13 protein-coding genes are annotated in these 16,489 nt (G+C 60.4%); 8 read left to right on the top strand and 5 right to left on the bottom strand.

Annotated elements, in window-relative coordinates; translation table 11 throughout:
• Positions 1-95 precede the first annotated feature (95 nt).
• On the top strand, positions 96-1,757 hold the full coding sequence (locus HDF10_RS12655; RefSeq protein WP_183813961.1) for an acyl-CoA carboxylase subunit beta: 1,662 nt from the start codon (positions 96-98) through the stop codon (positions 1,755-1,757).
• Positions 1,758-1,779: 22 nt separating this feature from the next.
• Here the strand turns inward: HDF10_RS12655 and HDF10_RS12650 are convergent, their stop codons facing one another.
• Together HDF10_RS12650 and HDF10_RS12645 are read right to left on the bottom strand one after the other, a co-directional pair.
• Positions 1,780-2,328 carry a hypothetical protein gene (locus HDF10_RS12650; RefSeq protein WP_183813959.1) on the bottom strand — a complete coding sequence of 183 codons (549 nt, stop codon included), beginning with the start codon at positions 2,326-2,328 and terminating at the stop codon, positions 1,780-1,782.
• Between the two features lie 90 nt (positions 2,329-2,418).
• Positions 2,419-4,113: a hypothetical protein gene (locus HDF10_RS12645; protein ID WP_183813957.1), complete on the bottom strand. Its 1,695-nt coding sequence runs from the start codon at positions 4,111-4,113 to the stop codon at positions 2,419-2,421.
• 114 nt (positions 4,114-4,227) lie between these two features.
• Between HDF10_RS12645 and HDF10_RS12640 the strand changes: the two genes are divergently transcribed.
• Together HDF10_RS12640 and HDF10_RS12635 are read left to right on the top strand one after the other, a co-directional pair.
• Positions 4,228-5,040 carry an ATP-binding cassette domain-containing protein gene (locus HDF10_RS12640; protein WP_183814599.1) on the top strand — a complete coding sequence of 271 codons (813 nt, stop codon included), beginning with the start codon at positions 4,228-4,230 and terminating at the stop codon, positions 5,038-5,040.
• A gap of 113 nt (positions 5,041-5,153) precedes the next feature.
• Positions 5,154-5,906, top strand: a complete 753-nt coding sequence (locus HDF10_RS12635) for a metallophosphoesterase family protein (protein WP_183813955.1) — start codon at positions 5,154-5,156, stop codon at positions 5,904-5,906.
• Positions 5,907-6,202: 296 nt separating this feature from the next.
• Here HDF10_RS12635 and HDF10_RS12630 read toward each other — a convergent pair whose 3' ends face one another.
• From HDF10_RS12630 to HDF10_RS12620, 3 genes are all read right to left on the bottom strand, one after another.
• Positions 6,203-7,642, bottom strand: a complete 1,440-nt coding sequence (locus HDF10_RS12630; RefSeq protein ID WP_183813953.1) for an MBL fold metallo-hydrolase — start codon at positions 7,640-7,642, stop codon at positions 6,203-6,205.
• 85 nt (positions 7,643-7,727) lie between these two features.
• Positions 7,728-7,991: a hypothetical protein gene (locus tag HDF10_RS12625; protein WP_183813951.1), complete on the bottom strand. Its 264-nt coding sequence runs from the start codon at positions 7,989-7,991 to the stop codon at positions 7,728-7,730.
• 54 nt (positions 7,992-8,045) lie between these two features.
• The gene (locus HDF10_RS12620) at positions 8,046-10,094 is read right to left on the bottom strand and encodes an ABC-F family ATP-binding cassette domain-containing protein (protein WP_183813949.1); all 2,049 of its coding nucleotides are present in this window, start codon (positions 10,092-10,094) and stop codon (positions 8,046-8,048) included.
• Positions 10,095-10,357: 263 nt separating this feature from the next.
• Here HDF10_RS12620 and HDF10_RS12615 point away from each other — a divergent pair, with 263 nt between their 5' ends.
• From HDF10_RS12615 to HDF10_RS12595, 5 genes are all read left to right on the top strand, one after another.
• Entirely contained in the window at positions 10,358-12,151 is a 1,794-nt protein-coding gene (locus HDF10_RS12615) for a DUF255 domain-containing protein (RefSeq protein WP_183813947.1), read from the top strand.
• A gap of 367 nt (positions 12,152-12,518) precedes the next feature.
• Positions 12,519-12,974 carry a recombinase family protein gene (locus HDF10_RS12610; RefSeq protein WP_183813945.1) on the top strand — a complete coding sequence of 152 codons (456 nt, stop codon included), beginning with the start codon at positions 12,519-12,521 and terminating at the stop codon, positions 12,972-12,974.
• Positions 12,975-13,252: 278 nt separating this feature from the next.
• The gene (locus tag HDF10_RS12605; protein ID WP_183813943.1) at positions 13,253-14,914 is read left to right on the top strand and encodes an AsmA family protein; all 1,662 of its coding nucleotides are present in this window, start codon (positions 13,253-13,255) and stop codon (positions 14,912-14,914) included.
• A gap of 133 nt (positions 14,915-15,047) precedes the next feature.
• Entirely contained in the window at positions 15,048-15,383 is a 336-nt protein-coding gene (locus tag HDF10_RS12600; RefSeq protein ID WP_183768630.1) for a hypothetical protein, read from the top strand.
• A gap of 40 nt (positions 15,384-15,423) precedes the next feature.
• Positions 15,424-16,410 carry an LOG family protein gene (locus tag HDF10_RS12595; RefSeq protein WP_183813941.1) on the top strand — a complete coding sequence of 329 codons (987 nt, stop codon included), beginning with the start codon at positions 15,424-15,426 and terminating at the stop codon, positions 16,408-16,410.
• Positions 16,411-16,489: the final 79 nt, after the last annotated feature.

Genomic DNA, 16,489 nt, shown 5'->3' with positions numbered 1-16,489 from the left:
GATGTTGATTGTAGGCGTGTGCTGGAGTGCGGAGACATGGAATGCTATGAAAGTGGCAGGACTGTTGCAGTGGCGCGCTGCTAGAATTCCGTTCTATGGCAGCAGCCGAGCATCCCGTTCAAGCAGACGTTCCTGTGGCGAAGTCACTCAATCATCAACGCAAACTGGCAGAGCTTGCCGCTCGCCACGCCATCGCCGAAGAGGGCGGGGGCGAGGAGCGGCGGGAGCGCGAGCGTAAATCAGGCAAGCTTTCGGCGAGGGAGCGGATCGAATTTCTGCTGGACGAAGGCACGTTCGAAGAGACGGATAAGTTCGTCACGCACCGGGCGACAGATTTTGGCATGGCCGAGCAGCGTGTTCCCGGTGATGGATTCATTACCGGCTACGGGCGGGTGCATGGGCGCGTGGTGTTTGTGTTCGCGCAGGACTTTACAGTGTTTGGGGGATCACTGTCGGAGGCTAACGCCGCCAAGATCGTGAAGATTATGGATATGGCGATGCGCGTGGGCGCGCCGGTGATTGGACTGAATGACTCGGGTGGGGCACGCATTCAGGAGGGCGTGGTATCGCTGGCTGGGTACACGGATATCTTTCTGCGGAATACGCTGGCGAGCGGAGTTGTTCCGCAGATCTCAGCGATTCTGGGGCCTTGTGCGGGGGGCGCGGTGTACTCGCCGGCCATTACTGACTTTACAGTGATGACCGAGAAGACGAGCTACATGTTTGTGACCGGGCCGGACGTGATCAAGACGGTGACGCACGAGGATGTGACCAAGGAGGCGCTGGGCGGTGCGGTGACCCATAACGAGATCTCGGGTGTGGCGCACTTTATGGCGCATGACGACCAGGAGTGTCTGGCTACGGTGCGGGAGCTGTTGAGTTTTCTGCCGTCGAACAATCTCGACGACGCACCAAGAAGGCCGACGCAGGATGATCCGGGCCGTGCGGATGCTGCGCTCGATACGATCATTCCTGAGGAGAGTAATCAGCCGTATGACATGGTGGCTGTGATCTCGCGTGTGGTGGATGATGGCTACTTCTTTCAGGTGCAGGAGCACTTTGCGAGAAATATTGTGGTCGGGTTTGCGCGTATGGCGGGGCGGCCAGTGGGAATTGTTGCGAATCAGCCAGCGTTTCTCGCGGGGGTGCTGGATATCAATGCGAGTGTGAAGGGCGCGCGGTTTGTGCGGTTCTGCGACGCGTTCAATATTCCGCTGATTACGTTTGAAGATGTGCCCGGGTTTATGCCGGGGATTCAGCAGGAGCATGGCGGCATCATTCGTCATGGAGCGAAGCTGCTGTATGCGTTCGCGGAGGCGACGGTTCCGAAGCTTACCGTAATTACGCGCAAGGCCTATGGCGGGGCGTACTGCGTGATGAGCTCAAAGCATCTGCGGACGGATTTGAACCTGGCGTGGCCGACGGCGGAGATCGCGGTGATGGGGCCTGAGGGCGCGGTGAATATCGTTTACAAGCGTGAACTTGATCTGACCGTGCGCCGGGCTGAAGCGATGTGGCCGCAGGGCAAGGCGTTTACGGAAGAAGAGAAGTTGGCGGTTCTAGCGGAGGCTCGCAGGGACAAAGTGGAGGAGTTCCGTGAGCGGTTTGCCAATCCTTATGTGGCGGCTGAGCGGGGATACATCGATGCAGTTGTTCGGCCGAGTGAGACGCGCAGACGATTGAACTCGGCGCTCGATATGCTGGCGACCAAGCGGGATAAGAATCCTGCCAAGAAGCATGGCAATATTCCGTTGTGATAACCGCTGACTACTTTCTTATTTAGCGCTGGCCCACGAGAATTACGTCGCTGGGAACGGCTCGACACTTTGCGGAGCTGGATGGACGCCAGTTGGTGCCGTCGGTGTAGCGGATTTCATTGAGATCGACCCAGCGTAGCGCGCCCACGTGATGCATCCAGACATCGGCGTTGCTTAGGGTTTTGTCATTGGCCGAACGTTGCAGCAGGAATGACTTTGAGACGGTGTCGCGTGTGTTTGGGTCGGCGGCCTGGAAGTCTGTCGGAAGGATGCGGCCTTTAGGAGAGACACCGTAGACGGTGACTTCAATGCTCTCGATGGCAGGAGCGGCGGGGTGATCGAGAATAAGATGCAGTCCCAGCGCTGGGCTGTTCTTGTCAGCGTTATTTGCAGAGAGGATTTGAGCGGTTGACTGGCGGTTGGCCCGGAAGCCGATGGGGCAGTCCGTTCCGGCGGGGATGCTTCTGAGGATGACTGCGGAGGCGTCGGGCTTGCTGCCGGAGACGGTGGCAGACTGTGCGAGCGAGGCGGTTGCTGAGAGAAAAAAGAGGGCGGCGGAGAGACGATGCATACGAACCTCCTGCGTTTCAAAGCGCTTCTGTCATAAAATACTACGCGTGGGTGGTGAGTTAAAAGTAGACGAACCGGCGCAAGAGGAGCGTTATTGCGTTGTGCCGGTGAGGAAGATCTGCTCGGAGTGCGAGGCGATAACCCGGTAGAGGCCGAACTGTCGGGCGTTCTGGCTGCGGAGCTCGAAGAGCAGGCTGGCGCGGTTGCTGGCTTCAGCATCGACGACATCGACGAAGCGCATGAGCGGAGTGCGATCGAGGTGGGCCGCGTCGGTCACGCTCTGTATGGCGGGTTTGAGTTCGCCGAGGCCGTTGTCCTGCGCGACGATGGTGACGTAGCGCAGCGCTGCTCCCGTGCCCGCGGTGTGGGCGGAGTAGACGTAGGTGGCGGCGCCGCCGTAGCTGAGGGTGTAGGCCTTCAACTCTTCGTCAGAGAGGAGGACGGGCGGGAGAGTGGTGGAAGTGGCTCGGTGGGTCCGCGTGGCTGTTGTTGTTGTCTTCTTTACGGTTGGGGCGGGGGTTGTTGCGGCAGGTTTGGTGCTCGTTGCGTTATATGCGGCGAGTTGCGCCTGGGCCATGGCCTGCATCTTGGAGAGAACGGCTGCATGCTGGGCGGCGTCCTCCCACTCGAGTATGAAGGCGTGAGGGTCTCGGGTGGCCGCATCGGAGACAGCAACCATCTGATGCAGATTCTGGGGGATGCCGACGAGCTTGGGAAGATCGGACTCGGTCATGGCGCTGGTGGGCTTGCCGCGATGGAGGTTGGGCCGGCTGGGGTCGTCGTTGAGCGAGCCGGTTCCGGTAACGGAGTTGGTGTCATGCGCTCTCTTGGCGTCTTCGGCGGAGTGGCGCTTCAGGGTCGGACGATCGGGGTCGTCGGATGGAGTTGAGGTGCTGGCAGCGGACGATCCGCTGTCCGTGGTGGTGGTGTCGGACGTCCCAGAGGTTTGACGCTTCATGGTTGGGCGGTCGGGATCGTCGGCGGGCGTGTTTGACGCGCTGGATGGTGTGGTCGCGGCGTCAGTGCTGTCCGATCTTTTCTTCATGGTGGGACGGTCCGGGTCGTCTGCGGGAGTGCTACCGGTTGACGCGGTCGTGGTGTCGGCGGTCGAGGTATCGGCGCTGTCGGATCTACGCTTCATCGTGGGACGATCGGGGTCGTCCGTGGAGGTGGAAGCAGTAGAGGTCGTTGAAGTGGGGGGGCTTGAGCTGGCGGTGTCGGTGGTGGAGCTATCGGATCGGCGCTTCATAGTTGGGCGATTCGGATCGTCGCTCGTGGCGGTTGCGTCGGTGTTGGTTTTAGCGTCGGTGTGATGGCTGGTGTCGCCTTTGGAGCCGGTGAGGATGGGGAGTGTCTTCGAGGGCTTGAGGGCTGCGGCTTTCTTTGGTGCGGCCAGTGGCTTGACGCTGCCGTAGCCGAACCAGCCATCGTCGTAGGCGAGGTCGCCGGTGGCCTCGACGGCCTGCAGATGCCTTGCGTAGGCGAGATCGAGATAACCCTTGTCGATGCCTGCAGTCTGGAGTTCGTAGACGTTTCCGCTGAGGAGGGCGAAGGGTACGGGGCGGGCGACATAGATGCCGGCGTCCTCAAGCTTGCCGTCAATGAAGAGGGAGACGGGGATGAGGCGGCTGGCGTTTGGCTTCGCGAAGTCGCCGGTCCACTCGTAGACGCCGACCGCACGGACGACCTGTTCGGGCTTGGCGACCTTGTGCATCTGGGCCCAGGAAGTGGGGCCGCAAAGGAGCAAAGCGGTGAAGACGAGGACGCGATGGGGGTTGTAGCTCATAGGGCTGTCATCGAGATTAGACGCTATTTGTGGCTCAAAGTCCTACCCAGTTGCGCGGCTTGCTTTTTGAGGATTGGGGCACGGTTGATAAGGATGTTCGGTACCATGCAGGGTATGGGTTCTGCGATGTTGCTTGAGGTGGGTGATCTTACGGTCGGCTTTGGGCGGCATGAGGCTGTACAAGGTATCTCGTTCGAGATCAATGCCGGGGAAACACTCGGGTTGGTGGGGGAGTCAGGGTCGGGAAAGTCGGCGACTTCGCTGGCTGTGCTCAGGCTGTTGCCGGAGAGCGCGCGAGTGGGTGGGGCGATTCGATTCGATGGGGAGGAGCTGCTCGCACTGCCTGAGGAGGCGATGCGGCGGCGGCGGGGGCGCGAGATCGCGATGATTTTTCAAGAGCCGATGACGGCGTTGAATCCCGTGATGCCGGTGGGGGCACAGATCGCGGAGGCCGTGGCTGCACATCATCAGGAGATGGGGCGGCGAGCGGTGAGGGCGCGGGTTTTGGAAGCGATGGAAGAGGTTGGGTTGCCGGAGGTTGAGCTTCGGGCCAAGGACTATCCGCACCAGTTTTCGGGGGGGCAGCGGCAGAGGATTTTGATCGCGATGGCGATTGTGAATCGACCACGGTTGCTGATCGCAGACGAGCCGACGACGGCGCTGGATGTGACAGTGCAGGCGCAGATTCTTGAACTGTTGAAGGCGCTGCGACAGGAGCATGGATTGGCTATGTTGTTCATCTCGCACGATCTGGCGGTGGTGGCGCAGGTGGCCGACCGGGTGGCGGTAATGCAGCATGGAGTGATTGTGGAGCAGGCGGAGGCGAGGAGGCTTTTTCTGGAGCCACAGCATGCTTATACGCGCAGGCTGCTGGCGTCGGCTCCGACGATGAAGACGGACAGGTCGCAGCCGCTGGCTTCGGTTTGAACGGTGATTTGAGCGGTGATTGGTCGCGTGGGAGCCGGGTGATTTCCCTGAACGAATGAATACCTATAGACTTGAGAATTGTGCCTTATGTCGTTTAGGGCCCCTTTGACCGTATGCGCGCGCTGGTGATTTCAGATATTCACGGGAACCTCGAAGCATTGAACGCAGTTCTTGCCGCGGCAGAGCCATATGACGTGCTTTGGAACCTGGGCGATGTGGTGGGGTATGGCGGGAGTCCGAATGAGGTTGTAGCGCTGATGCGGGCCAAGGCACAGGTGAATGTGCGGGGAAACCACGACCGGGTGTGTTGTGGGTTGACGTCGGCAGTGGGGTTTAATCCTGTGGCTAGAGCGGCTGCGGAGTGGACTAAGGCTGAATTGACTAGAGAAAATCTGGCGTGGTTGAAGGCGATGCCGCAGGGGCCGGTGGTTCCGGAGCAGCCGGATGTGACTTGCGTGCATGGATCGCCGCTCAATGAGGACCAGTACATCTTGAGTATGCGGGATGCGTGGGCTCCGCTGCAGCAGGCGGCTACGGCGATTACGTTCTTTGGGCATACGCATCTGCAGGGTGGGTTCTCGCAGAAGGAGCATGACTGGCACGAGATCAAGACGCAGTTCCGGACGAAGAACGCGGTGGAGAGCTGGAAGATGTTGATTCCAGAGGGGACTCGGCACCTGATTAATCCGGGGTCGGTGGGGCAGCCGCGGGATTCGGATTGGCGGGCGGCGTTTGTGGTGTATGACATGGAGGCGCGGGAGATTGTTTATCATCGCGTGCCGTATGACCTGACGGCGGCGCAAGGGCGGATTTTGATGGCGGGGTTGCCGGAGAGGCTGGCGGCTCGTCTGCGCGAGGGAAGATAATTTTTTTTGCGTGGTTTTTTGGTGGGGTTTTGCGAAAATGTGGGCGCAAAACGTGGTTTTTGGGTGGTGGGAACGTGGTGAATTGCGTGGTAAACGTGGTGAATTAACACGCACTTTTGTGGTGACGAAAAATGCGCGAGGTTTTCCAACTTTATTTTCGGGTCGCAGCTCACCGACGGCGACGGCTTGGGCCTATGTGTCGCTGGCGGGGTGAATGAGAGAGAGGCAAAAGCAGATTCCTGCGGGATGACAACAAAAGAACGGCCGAGATGACGCGGTTTGGGTTCGACGGTGGCTTAGACGGTTTGCGTGGCAGTCTGTCCCTGGGTCTGTTGCTGGGCTTCGGAGACGACTGGTAGTTTGGCGGCTTCCCAGGCGGCGAGACCGCCTGCTACCTCGATTAGATTCGTGATTCCATGCTGGTGGAGGATGCTGGCGGCGATCGAAGAACGATAGCCTCCGGCGCAGTGGACCGCGATGCGGCGGTTGCGGGGGATCTCGGCGATGCGTTCTTGCAGGTGGGCGAGTGGAATGTTTACGCTGCCGGCGATGTGACGGGTGGTCCACTCTCGAGGATTTCTGATGTCGAGCACCAGGGGCGGAGTTGTTGTCGCCAGTTCTTCTGCTGCGATCTGGGCGGTGACACGTTCTGTCGGCCATACCAGGTCCGGTCTGTCTGCGAGCGCTTCCATGCCGCCTGACAGATAGCCTCTGACGTGATCGAAACCGATACGGCCCAGGCGCAGGGCGGCTTCCTGCTCGCGTCCCGGCTCTGCGACGATGACGATGGGTTTGGTTCGATCGAGAATTGTGCCTGCCCAAGTTGCGTATTGTCCGCCCAGGCCGATGTTGATACTTCCGGGGAGATGTCCTTTGGCATACTCGGCCGCGTCACGGACGTCGAGGATGTGAGCGCCCGCGTCACCCATCGAAAGGACCTCGCTGAGATCGACGAGTCGAAGGACCTCCTCGAGATTTTTGTCGAGCGTGGCGCGCTCGCGAGTATTGAGGATCGCGTCGTAGGTAAAGTATGCCGGGGCGTCGGGCTGGTCGGCGGTGACGATACGAACGAACTCGTCCTTCGACATGGGCTGGAGGGCGTAGTTGAAGCGACGTTGATCTCCGAGAGAGGAGACGGTGTCGGAGGAGAGGTTTTTGCCGCAGAGCGATCCTGCGCCATGCGCGGGGTAGACGAGGGTTTCGTTGGGGAGGGTCAGCAGTTTGTTGTGGAGGGAGTCGTAGAGGTGCCCGCCGAGCTGGTTTGCGGTCCAGCCGAGGGAGGCTCGCAGGTCGGGCCGGCCAACGTCGCCGATAAAGAGCGTATCGCCGGTGAGGACTGCGTAGGGTGTCGCGGGATTTTTCTCAAGATCGAAGACCAGGATCGAGATGGATTCGATGGTGTGGCCGGGGGTTTCGAGGACCTGCAGGCGTAGGTTTGGAAGGTCCAGTGTGTCGCCGTCCTTCATTTTTGTGAAGGCGTACTCCGCTTCTGCGCGAGAGCCGAGATAGATGGTTGCGCCGCAACTGTCTCGCAGCTCGAGGTGGCCGGCGATGAAGTCTGCATGGAAGTGCGTTAAGAATACGGCGCGGATCTGGAGGCCGAACTTTTCGGCGTCGGCGAGGTATTGCTGAATGTCGCGCTGCGGGTCGACGATGATAGCCGTCGAAGTTGCCTCGTCTCCGACGAGATAGGAAGCGTGGGCCAGACAGCCCAGGTAGTACTGTTTGAGAATCATGCGGATTGCCTTCGATACTTCGAGCGTTCAGTCTAGAGACGAGGGATTCGTGCGCCGAGAGTGCGGGGTTGGCTGCGATTTTAGATCAGAGTACCTTTCGGAGCGCGTTGACGACTTTTTCGCCTGCCGCCTTGACAGCGGAAGCCGCCGTTTCACCGGCAGCCAGAGTGTGTGTCAGCGCTGATCTCCGTGGTGTTCCTGGTTCTTCGATAGCACATGTTTCGATCTCCCCGCCGAAGATCGTGTGCCCATCTTCAAGGCGGTCGAGCGCTGCGTTCAACTGTTCGACTACTGCCTCGGATTCCTCTTCGATGACGATCAGTTCTATGTTGATTTTTCGATAGATCATGTCGGTGCCCCTGTCCTGCAATTGTAGGCTTGCTTGCACCGGAATGGGCCTGGGTCAGGCGGTTTGCTGCTCCTCGAGAGTTAGGGAGAGCTCTTCCCATTCGGCCAGGAGGTTGGTGCGTTTGGTGCGGAGGTCGTCCAGCTCGGCGGCGTCTCTTTGGGATTGATCGGCGGAGGTGAAGTTGCCGAGACGGGCTTCGGCGGCGGCGATGAGGGATTCGAGGCGGGGGATCTCTTCTTCGGCGTGATGGAGGCGGTCTTCGAGCTGCTTCAGCTTGATGGGGTTGAGGCGCTTGATTGGGATGACAGGTTCGGAGGAGAGCGGTCTCGCTTCGCTCGATGCCCACACATCAGAGTCGATGTGTGGGGCACCCGCATTTGTTCCTGCTCCTGCATCTTCACCTGAACCGACACTTGTGACTCCGATTGAGGGTTTGGGAGTTGGGGTTAGGGAGTTTGTAATCTGTTCGGTTACTTTTTCGGGGCCGCCCTGTTTGCGCCAGAGGTAGTCCTCGTAGTTGCCGGGGTAGATGTGGAGGCGACGGTCTTCTACTTCGAAGACGCGGGTGGCCAGGCCGTCGATGAAGTAGCGGTCGTGGGAGACGAAGAGGACGGTGCCGGTGAAGTTCCGGATGGCGTCGAGGAGAACGTCTTTGGCGCGGAGGTCCAGGTGGTTGGTGGGCTCGTCGAGGAGGAGGAAGTTGCTGGGGGAGACGAGCATCTTGGCCATGGCGTAGCGGTTGCGCTCGCCGCCGGAGAGGACGCCGAGTTTTTTGAAGACGTCGTCGCCGGAGAACATGAAGCAGCCGAGGAGGGAGCGGAGTTCGACGACGGGGACCTTGGGTGCGGCTCCGCTGATGTCGTCCAACATGCCGGCGTTGGGGTCGAGGACTTTGTACTGGTCCTGCGCGAAGAAGTCGGAGAGGACGTTGTGGCCTTCGCGGATGGTGCCTGCGGTGGCGGCTTCCTGACGGCTGAGGAGGCGGATGAGGGTGGATTTTCCTGCGCCGTTTGCGCCGACGAGGGCGATGCGGTCGCCGCGTTCGATGGTAAAGCTGAGGTCGTCCAGAATTAGTTTTTCGCCGCCGGTTGGCGTGGGGTAGATCTTTTTGAGGTTGTTGACTTCGAGGACGGTGCGTCCGCTGGCCGGGGGCTGCGGGATGGAGAAGTGGATGGTGGACTCGTCTTCGGGGACTTCGATGCGCTCGATCTTTTCGAGTTCTTTGATGCGGGACTGGACCTGCTTGGCCTTGGTGGCCTGGTAGCGGAAGCGGTTGATGAAGGCTTCGAGGGCGTCGATGCGGTCGCGCTGATTTTTGTAGGCGTTCATCAGCTGCGTGCGGCGCTCTTCTTTTTGTGCGACGTACTTCTCGTAGTTGCCGTGGTAGGTGTGCATGCGCTTGTTCCAGAGTTCGACGGTCTTGTTGACGGTGACGTCGAGGAAGTAGCGGTCGTGCGAGATGAGGATGTAGGCGTTGGGGTAGTCGTGGAGGTAGGTTTCGAGCCAGTTGCGGGATTCGATGTCGAGGTGGTTGGTGGGCTCGTCTAGGAGTAAAAGCGACGGCTTTTGGAGGAGGAGTTTCGCGAGCGCTATGCGCATCTGCCAGCCGCCGGAGAACTCTTCGGTGTTGCGTTCCCAGTCCTCTTTGGAGAAGCCCAGGCCGCCGAGGACTGCGCCTACCTGCGAGTCGAGGTTGTAGATGTCGTGGACGTGGAGCTGGTCGGCGATGTCGGAGTAGCGCTCGGCGGCGGTGGCGTACTCTTTCGATTTGGGGTCGGCTTCGGAGAGCGTGGTGGTGAGGGCGATAGACTCGCGCTCGAGCTCGTGGAGATGGTCGAAGACGGAGAGGCACTCGCTGAAGACGGTGCGGCCGCGGAGGGCGAGGCCGTCTTGCGGGAGGTAGCCGAGGGTGACGCCCTTGTTGCGGGTGATGGTGCCGTAGTCGAGGGACTCGATGCCGCCGATGATCTTGAGGAGGGTGGATTTGCCGGTGCCGTTGCCGCCGACCAGGCCGGTGCGTTCGTCTGGATTGATGAGCCAGTTCGCGTCTTCAAAGAGGAGTTTTTGGCCGAAGCGTTTGCCGGCTGCTGAGAGTTGGAGCATTTGTTTCTATTTTCTCATTGGTGTGTGAAACGCGCGTGTCCTGCCGGACGGGCCCACTTCGCGTGGGGCGGTCACTTCGTGACTTGTATACCCCTTCGGTTGGCGCTCCCGTTGGTCGCAAGCTGGATTTTGTGCCGACCAGCGGGAGGAGCACGCGAAGCTCTAAAAAGGCGTGCGAACACCTGCCGCCCGCGCAGGGCTTCCCTTCCAGTAGAGTTCAAGAAGAATCCGCTTGAGGGCTGTGATTCGTACTTGGAGTGACTATGCGATTACGCTCGGCAGTCCTACTCTCTTTGATGGCGCTTACTGGTTCAGGTTGGGCTTCGGCTCCTGCGGCGCCGGCAGCTCTGCACTGGCAGCCGTGGTCGGATGCGGCGTTTGCGCAGGCGCGGGCGGAGCATAAGTTTGTGCTGCTGGACCTGGAGGCGGTGTGGTGCCACTGGTGCCATGTGATGGATGAGGTGACGTATCGCGATCCGGCGGTGGTGCGGCTGCTGAATGAGCGATATGTGCTGGTGAAGGTTGATCAGGATTCGCGGCCGGATATATCGAATCGGTATCAGGACTATGGATGGCCGGCTACGGTGGTGTTTGCGGCGGATGGGTCGGAGATTGTGAAGCGGCAGGGGTATTTGCCGCCGAAGCTGATGTCGTCGATGCTGCAGGCGATCATTGATGATCCTTCGCCGGGGCCGAGTATTGAGGGGGAGGCTGCGTTTCGGCCGGCTTCGGATTCGGCGATCAGGCCGGTGCTGCTGACGCGGATCGAAACGCTGTATGAGAAGCAGTATGACAAGCCGATTGGTGGGTGGGGGTTTGTTCATAAGTATCTGGATGAAGAGTCGGTGGAGTATGCGATGCGGCAGGGTGGGCGGGGTAACGCGGAGTATGCGAAGCGTGCGGCCGATACGCTGCATGATGCGACGAACCTGCTGGACCCGGTGTGGGGTGGGATGTATCAGTACTCTGTTGGGCGGCATTGGACGGAGCCGCACTATGAGAAGCTGATCTCGATTCAGGCGAATGCGCTTCGGGAGTATTCGCTCGCCTTTGCGCAGACGCAGAGTCCGGAGGATCTGAAGGCGGCGGAATCTGTGCATGGTTACGTTACAAATTTTCTAATGGCACCTTCTGCGGGCGTGTTTTTTGTTTCGCAGGATGCGGATCTGCATGATGGGCAGGAGAACGAGGCTTATTTCAAGCTGGCGGATGCGGGGCGGAGGGAGCAGGGGATTCCGCGGGTGGATACACATGTGTACGCTCGCGAGAATGGGTGGATGATTGCGGCGCTGTGCGACTACTATGCGGCGAGCGGGGATGGGTCGGCGTTAGCGCAGGCTCAGCGGGCGGCGGCCTGGATCGTTGTGCATCGCAGTTTGCCTGGGGGTGGTTTTCGGCACGATGATGTGGATGCTGCCGGGCCTTATCTTGGCGATGCGCTGGCGATGGGGCAGGCTTTTCTGGCGCTTTATAACGTGACGGGGGATCGCGGGGATTTGAAGGCTGCGGCTGCGGCGGCGCAGTATATTGCGGCACACTTTGCGCCGACTGTGGCGGGTGGGGGATTTGTTACGGCACAGACGCCGACCGATGCTGCGTACCGGCCGCATCCTGATCGTGATGAAAATGTTGCGCTGGTGAGGTTTGCTTCGGCGCTTGCGGTTGCTTCGGGGGAGGAGCGGTTTCGGGCTACTGCTGCGGAGGCGATGCGGTTTCTTGCGGCGGAGTCGGTTGCGCTGCAGCCGCTGTCGGCGGGGGTGTTGCTGGCGAATGAAGATATGACGGAGGCTCCGATTCACGTGACTGTGGTTGGCTCGGCTGCGAGTGCTGAGGTGATGGCGCTTCATGCGGCTGCGCTGCGCTCGATTACGTCGCATGAGTTGATTGAGATACGCGATCCGGCCGACCCGGCTCCGCTGCCGACCAGCGTTACGTATCCTCCGTTGAAGCGGGATGCGCTGTTTCTTTGTACGGCGCAGGCTTGCTCGTCGCCGATCTTTCGCGGGGAGGATGTCCGGGCGAAGATTCAGCGGGCGCAGCTTCAGGTACAGCGATAGGGATGTGGCCTTCCGGCCGGGACCGCTACGCGCGGCGCGGTCACTTCGTGACGCGTATACCCCTTCGGTTGGCGCTCCCGTTGGTCGCCAAGAGATCTCTTGCCGACCATCGGGAGGCCCGGGGCGAAGCCGGTATACGCGTCACGAAGTGACCGCCGCCCGCGCAGGGCGCCCGTCCGGCAGGACCCGACGCAGTTCGAAAACGAACAGTGTTTCGTGTGTTTGGACAGTGGTGGATGCGGGTTCGTCGATTCGATCATCGTTATGTTTTGCTGGGTCTGAGGGTTACGGGCTTTGCATTGAGCCGCGAGTTTGGTGGGAAAATTGCACGTTCTGCTTAGCGGAGTTCTCGATTGCGGAGGCTGGGATGGCTTATTTTGAACGGGTTCGCGATGTGGTCTCGGGGCCGTTTAGCCCGGAGATGATGAGGCAGCGGACGGCTGCTGGATGGCAACTGGTGTCGATGGAGTGGAGGCGGGAGCTACCGGATCAGGAGGCTCCGACAGAGGGCGCGTTTAGAGAGGAGATCCCTTATGGGTTGCGGATCTCGGAGGACTGCATGCGGTTGGAGGTGGACCCGAGGGAGAACCAGACGCTGATCTTGATGATGGAGCTGCTGGGGCAGGACTTTTCCTATGCGAGCATCGTCAGCGACCTGAATGAGAAGGGGTTTCGGATGCGCAATGGCGGGCCTTGGAACAGGGTGGCGGTGTTCAAGATGATGCCGCGGCTGATCGAGGTGGGGCCGAGGCTGTTTTCGTCCGAGGAGTGGAAGGGGCGGGAGAAGCGGCTGTCGCAATTCAGGGGCACGGAGGGGATTTAGCGGCGGTGTGTTCGTCCGTCTAAGAACTGGTCCTGCCGGACGGGCCCACTACGCGTGGGGCGATCACTTCGTGATGGGTATACCCCTTTGGTTGGCGCTCCCGTTGGTCGCGAGGAAAGCTGATTCCGACCAACGGGAGGACCACGCGAAGCTCTAAAAAGGCGTGCGAACGCCCGCCCTCCGCGCAGGAGGCCCGTCCGGCAGGACACTTTCTGGATAGCTTCTAACGTCTAACGAAGAGCGCGAGACGGGTAGCATGGAAGCGTCAGGAGAGAGTATTGAAGGATGAGGTGATGGAGACGGCATCGACGGAGCGCCGGAGCCGGTGGTTGCTTTGGATGGGAGGGAGCTTTGCGGTGCTGTTGGTTGCGGGTGCGCTGGCGGTGCGGTGGGGGCTGAGGCAGATGCAGCCGATGCTGCGGAAGAAGGTGGTGGAGACGCTCTCGGCGCGGTTTCATAGCCCGGTGGAGCTGGATCGGCTTGAGCTTTCGATGACCAGGGAGATGATTGTGACCGGTGGGGGCTTGCGGATTCTCTACCTGGCGGGACCGACGAAGCCGGATGCGAGGCCCGATGCGCCGCCGATGCTGGAGATCGATCGGTTTGAGTTCAGGGCGGGATGGCGCGAGTTGCTGCGGCCTACGACGCGGCTGGTGACGGTGAAGGTGCAGGGGCTGCGGGTGAATATTCCGCCGAAGGGAGAGCGCGGTGCTCGGCAGCCGGATGATCCAAAGCGGGCGGGGCAGCCGGCGCTGGGGATTGTGGTGGACAGGATTGAGTGCACGGATGCGAAGGTGACGCTGGAGACGAGTAAGCCGGGGAAGAAGCCGCTGGTGTTTGCGATCAAGAGCGTTTTGCTGACCGATGTGGGGGCGAAGAAGCCGCTGAACTATACGGCTGTGCTGGTGAATCCGAAGCCGGTGGGAGAGGTGCGGTCGTCGGGGCACTTTGGGCCGTGGCAGGGTGATAATCCGCGGGACACGCCGCTGGATGGAGACTACGAGTTCACACATGCGGACCTGTCTTCGATCCATGGGCTGGGTGGGATCTTGTCTTCGACGGGGAGATTTGGCGGGACGCTGGGGAATTTAACTGCAGATGGAACGACGGAGACGCCGGACTTTCGACTGGATATCAGCGATCATGCGGTGCCACTGCATACGGAGTTTCATGCGGTGGTGGATGGGACGACGGGGGATACGTGGCTGGATCCGGTGCGGGCGCGGCTGGGCAGGACGGAGATTACGGCGCGTGGAGCGGTGACGCGGGCGGTGGGGGTGTCGGGGCACAACACGGACCTGAGTGTGGTGATCGAGCGGGGGCGGCTTGAGGATATTTTGAGCCTTGCGTTGAAGTCGAACCCGCCGCTGATGCGCGGAGGGCTTACGGCGAAGGTGCATTTCGTAGATCCTGCGGGGCCTGTGAGTGTGTCGCGCAAGATGAGGGCGGAGGGCACGTTCGCGATCAAGGACGGGATGCTGAACAATCCGGAGATGCAGGCGAAGATGGACTCGCTGAGCATGAGGGCGCAGGGGAAGCCGAAGCAGGCGAATGCACAGGAGGCGGAGGTGGTGGGTTCGGCGCTGAGTGGAAAGTTTTCGATTGCGAATGCGGTGTTGGAGGTGACGGACCTCAACTATCAGATGCCGGGGGCGCAGATGCTGGCGGATGGGCAGATGCAACTGGTGCCGAGTACGTTTGAGTTTCATGGGAAGGTGAGGACACAGGCGACGGCCTCGCAGATGACGACGGGGTGGAAGAGTATGTTGCTGAGCCCGTTCGACAAGCTGTTGAAGAAGAATGGTGCGGGGTTGGAGCTGCCGATCAAGGTGACGGGAACGCGTTCGACGTATGATCTGCGGCTGGATTTTCCGCACGATACGCGGGCTCCGGCTGGGCTGCCAACTCCGGCAACTGGGCTACCAACTCCCGCAAAATGAGCGACGTGGGTTGGGGGGAGCCTGGGATGATGCTTCGGTTGGAGAGACAAGGACGAAGCGCTCTGCTAGTGTCAGACTTGAGAGTTATTCGAGCAGAAGAGGTTTTTGCGCAGAACGTTTGATGCGGAGTTTGATGTCCGGACAGCCACAACTATTTCCGAACCCTGAGCCGACTGTGGAAGAACGGCCGGTGAATCAGGGAGAACCTGCAAAGAGATCAGCGCCGGTTTGGCTGCAGCGGCTGTCGCTGTTTGTGCTGGTGCTGTTCTGCGTGTACCTGGGCGTGCTGGTGATGGTACTGCCGTGGTGGACGCGGATATGGGACCGGAACGAGTTTATTCTGGCGCGGCCGTGGCTGGCGGCGGTGTTGCATAATGGCGCGGTGCGGGGGATGATCTCCGGGCTTGGGCTGCTGGATGTCTGGATCGGCATCTCCGAGGCGGTGCACTATCGCGACTACCGGGGATGAGCCGATGAGCGATGAGCGACTTCAAAATGAGTGAGCGTGTATGAATCCTAAGGTGCCCGAGACGCAGGAACAGGCTCCGCTGGCGTATGAGAATGCGGAGTTTTTGAGTTCGCCCGATGGGCGGATGCTGCGGATATTGGCGGAGTATCAGGAGCCGATGGCGCGATTTCGCCGGGAGCGGATTCAGGACACCGTTGTCTTCTTTGGCTCGGCGCGGTTTCGCGCGCTGGATGTGGCGAGCTCGGAGCTGGAGCTGCTGGCGAATACGGGTTCGAGCGAGCCGGCGCCTAAAGATGCGCAGCCGGCGAGTCCAGAGGAGATAGCGAGCGGCGAGGCGAGCGCGCAGAAGCTGCGGCTGGCTGAGGCTGCGGTGGAGATGGCTCGCTACTATGAGGACGCGCGGCGGCTGGCGGGTTTGGTCGCGTCGTGGTCGAAGACGCTGCCGGGGCGGCGGCACAGATTTGTGGTGACCTCGGGCGGCGGCCCGGGGATTATGGAGGCGGCCAATCGCGGTGCGTATGAGGCTGGATGCAAGACGATCGGGTTGAATATCCAGCTGCCGTTTGAACAGCATCCGAACCCTTACATTACGCCCGCGCTGAGCTTTGACTTTCATTACTTCTTTATGCGGAAGTACTGGTTTGCTTATCTGGCGAAGGCGCTGGTGGTCTTTCCGGGTGGCTTTGGGACGCTCGATGAGATGTTCGAACTGCTGACGCTGGCGCAGACGAAGAAGCTGGCGAAGAAGATCACGGTGGTGATCTACGGGTCGAGCTACTGGAAGAATGTGATCAACCTGGAGCTGCTGGCGGAAAAGGGCGCGATTGCGACGGCGGATCTGGAGCTGTTTCAGTTTGCGGATACGCCGGAGCAGGCGTTCGAACTGCTGAAGACGGGGCTGACGGAGAATCATCTCGAGTCGGACTATGAACGGGAGCAGGCGAGGCTGGAGAAGCAGGAGATTCCAGATCATCCGGCACCGAGTGTGCAGGAGATGATGGGGCCGGATATCGCAAAGACGCGGTAAGGTAGATCGCTGTTTTGCTCTGATAGGATCTTGTTCTGGCTGAAGCTGGAAGAAGTTCGTTTGATCGTTCGCGGCACAT

This window comes from Tunturiibacter empetritectus (assembly GCF_014201375.1).
Taxonomy (GTDB): Bacteria; Acidobacteriota; Terriglobia; order Terriglobales; family Acidobacteriaceae; genus Edaphobacter; species Edaphobacter lichenicola_D.
The sequence above is the reverse complement of the archived record's forward strand: the minus strand, read 5'-3'. Positions and strand labels throughout refer to the sequence as shown.

Excerpts from the sequence above, each read along its gene's own strand:
- HDF10_RS12655 (WP_183813961.1), top strand. The coding sequence starts at position 96 with ATGGCAGCAGCCGAGCATCCCGTTCAAGCAGACGTTCCTGTGGCGAAG.
- HDF10_RS12650 (WP_183813959.1), bottom strand. The coding sequence starts at position 2,328 with ATGCATCGTCTCTCCGCCGCCCTCTTTTTTCTCTCAGCAACCGCCTCG.
- HDF10_RS12645 (WP_183813957.1), bottom strand. The coding sequence starts at position 4,113 with ATGAGCTACAACCCCCATCGCGTCCTCGTCTTCACCGCTTTGCTCCTT.
- HDF10_RS12640 (WP_183814599.1), top strand. The coding sequence starts at position 4,228 with ATGGGTTCTGCGATGTTGCTTGAGGTGGGTGATCTTACGGTCGGCTTT.
- HDF10_RS12635 (WP_183813955.1), top strand. The coding sequence starts at position 5,154 with ATGCGCGCGCTGGTGATTTCAGATATTCACGGGAACCTCGAAGCATTG.
- HDF10_RS12630 (WP_183813953.1), bottom strand. The coding sequence starts at position 7,642 with ATGATTCTCAAACAGTACTACCTGGGCTGTCTGGCCCACGCTTCCTAT.
- HDF10_RS12625 (WP_183813951.1), bottom strand. The coding sequence starts at position 7,991 with ATGATCTATCGAAAAATCAACATAGAACTGATCGTCATCGAAGAGGAA.
- HDF10_RS12620 (WP_183813949.1), bottom strand. The coding sequence starts at position 10,094 with ATGCTCCAACTCTCAGCAGCCGGCAAACGCTTCGGCCAAAAACTCCTC.
- HDF10_RS12615 (WP_183813947.1), top strand. The coding sequence starts at position 10,358 with ATGCGATTACGCTCGGCAGTCCTACTCTCTTTGATGGCGCTTACTGGT.
- HDF10_RS12610 (WP_183813945.1), top strand. The coding sequence starts at position 12,519 with ATGGCTTATTTTGAACGGGTTCGCGATGTGGTCTCGGGGCCGTTTAGC.
- HDF10_RS12600 (WP_183768630.1), top strand. The coding sequence starts at position 15,048 with ATGTCCGGACAGCCACAACTATTTCCGAACCCTGAGCCGACTGTGGAA.
- HDF10_RS12595 (WP_183813941.1), top strand. The coding sequence starts at position 15,424 with ATGAATCCTAAGGTGCCCGAGACGCAGGAACAGGCTCCGCTGGCGTAT.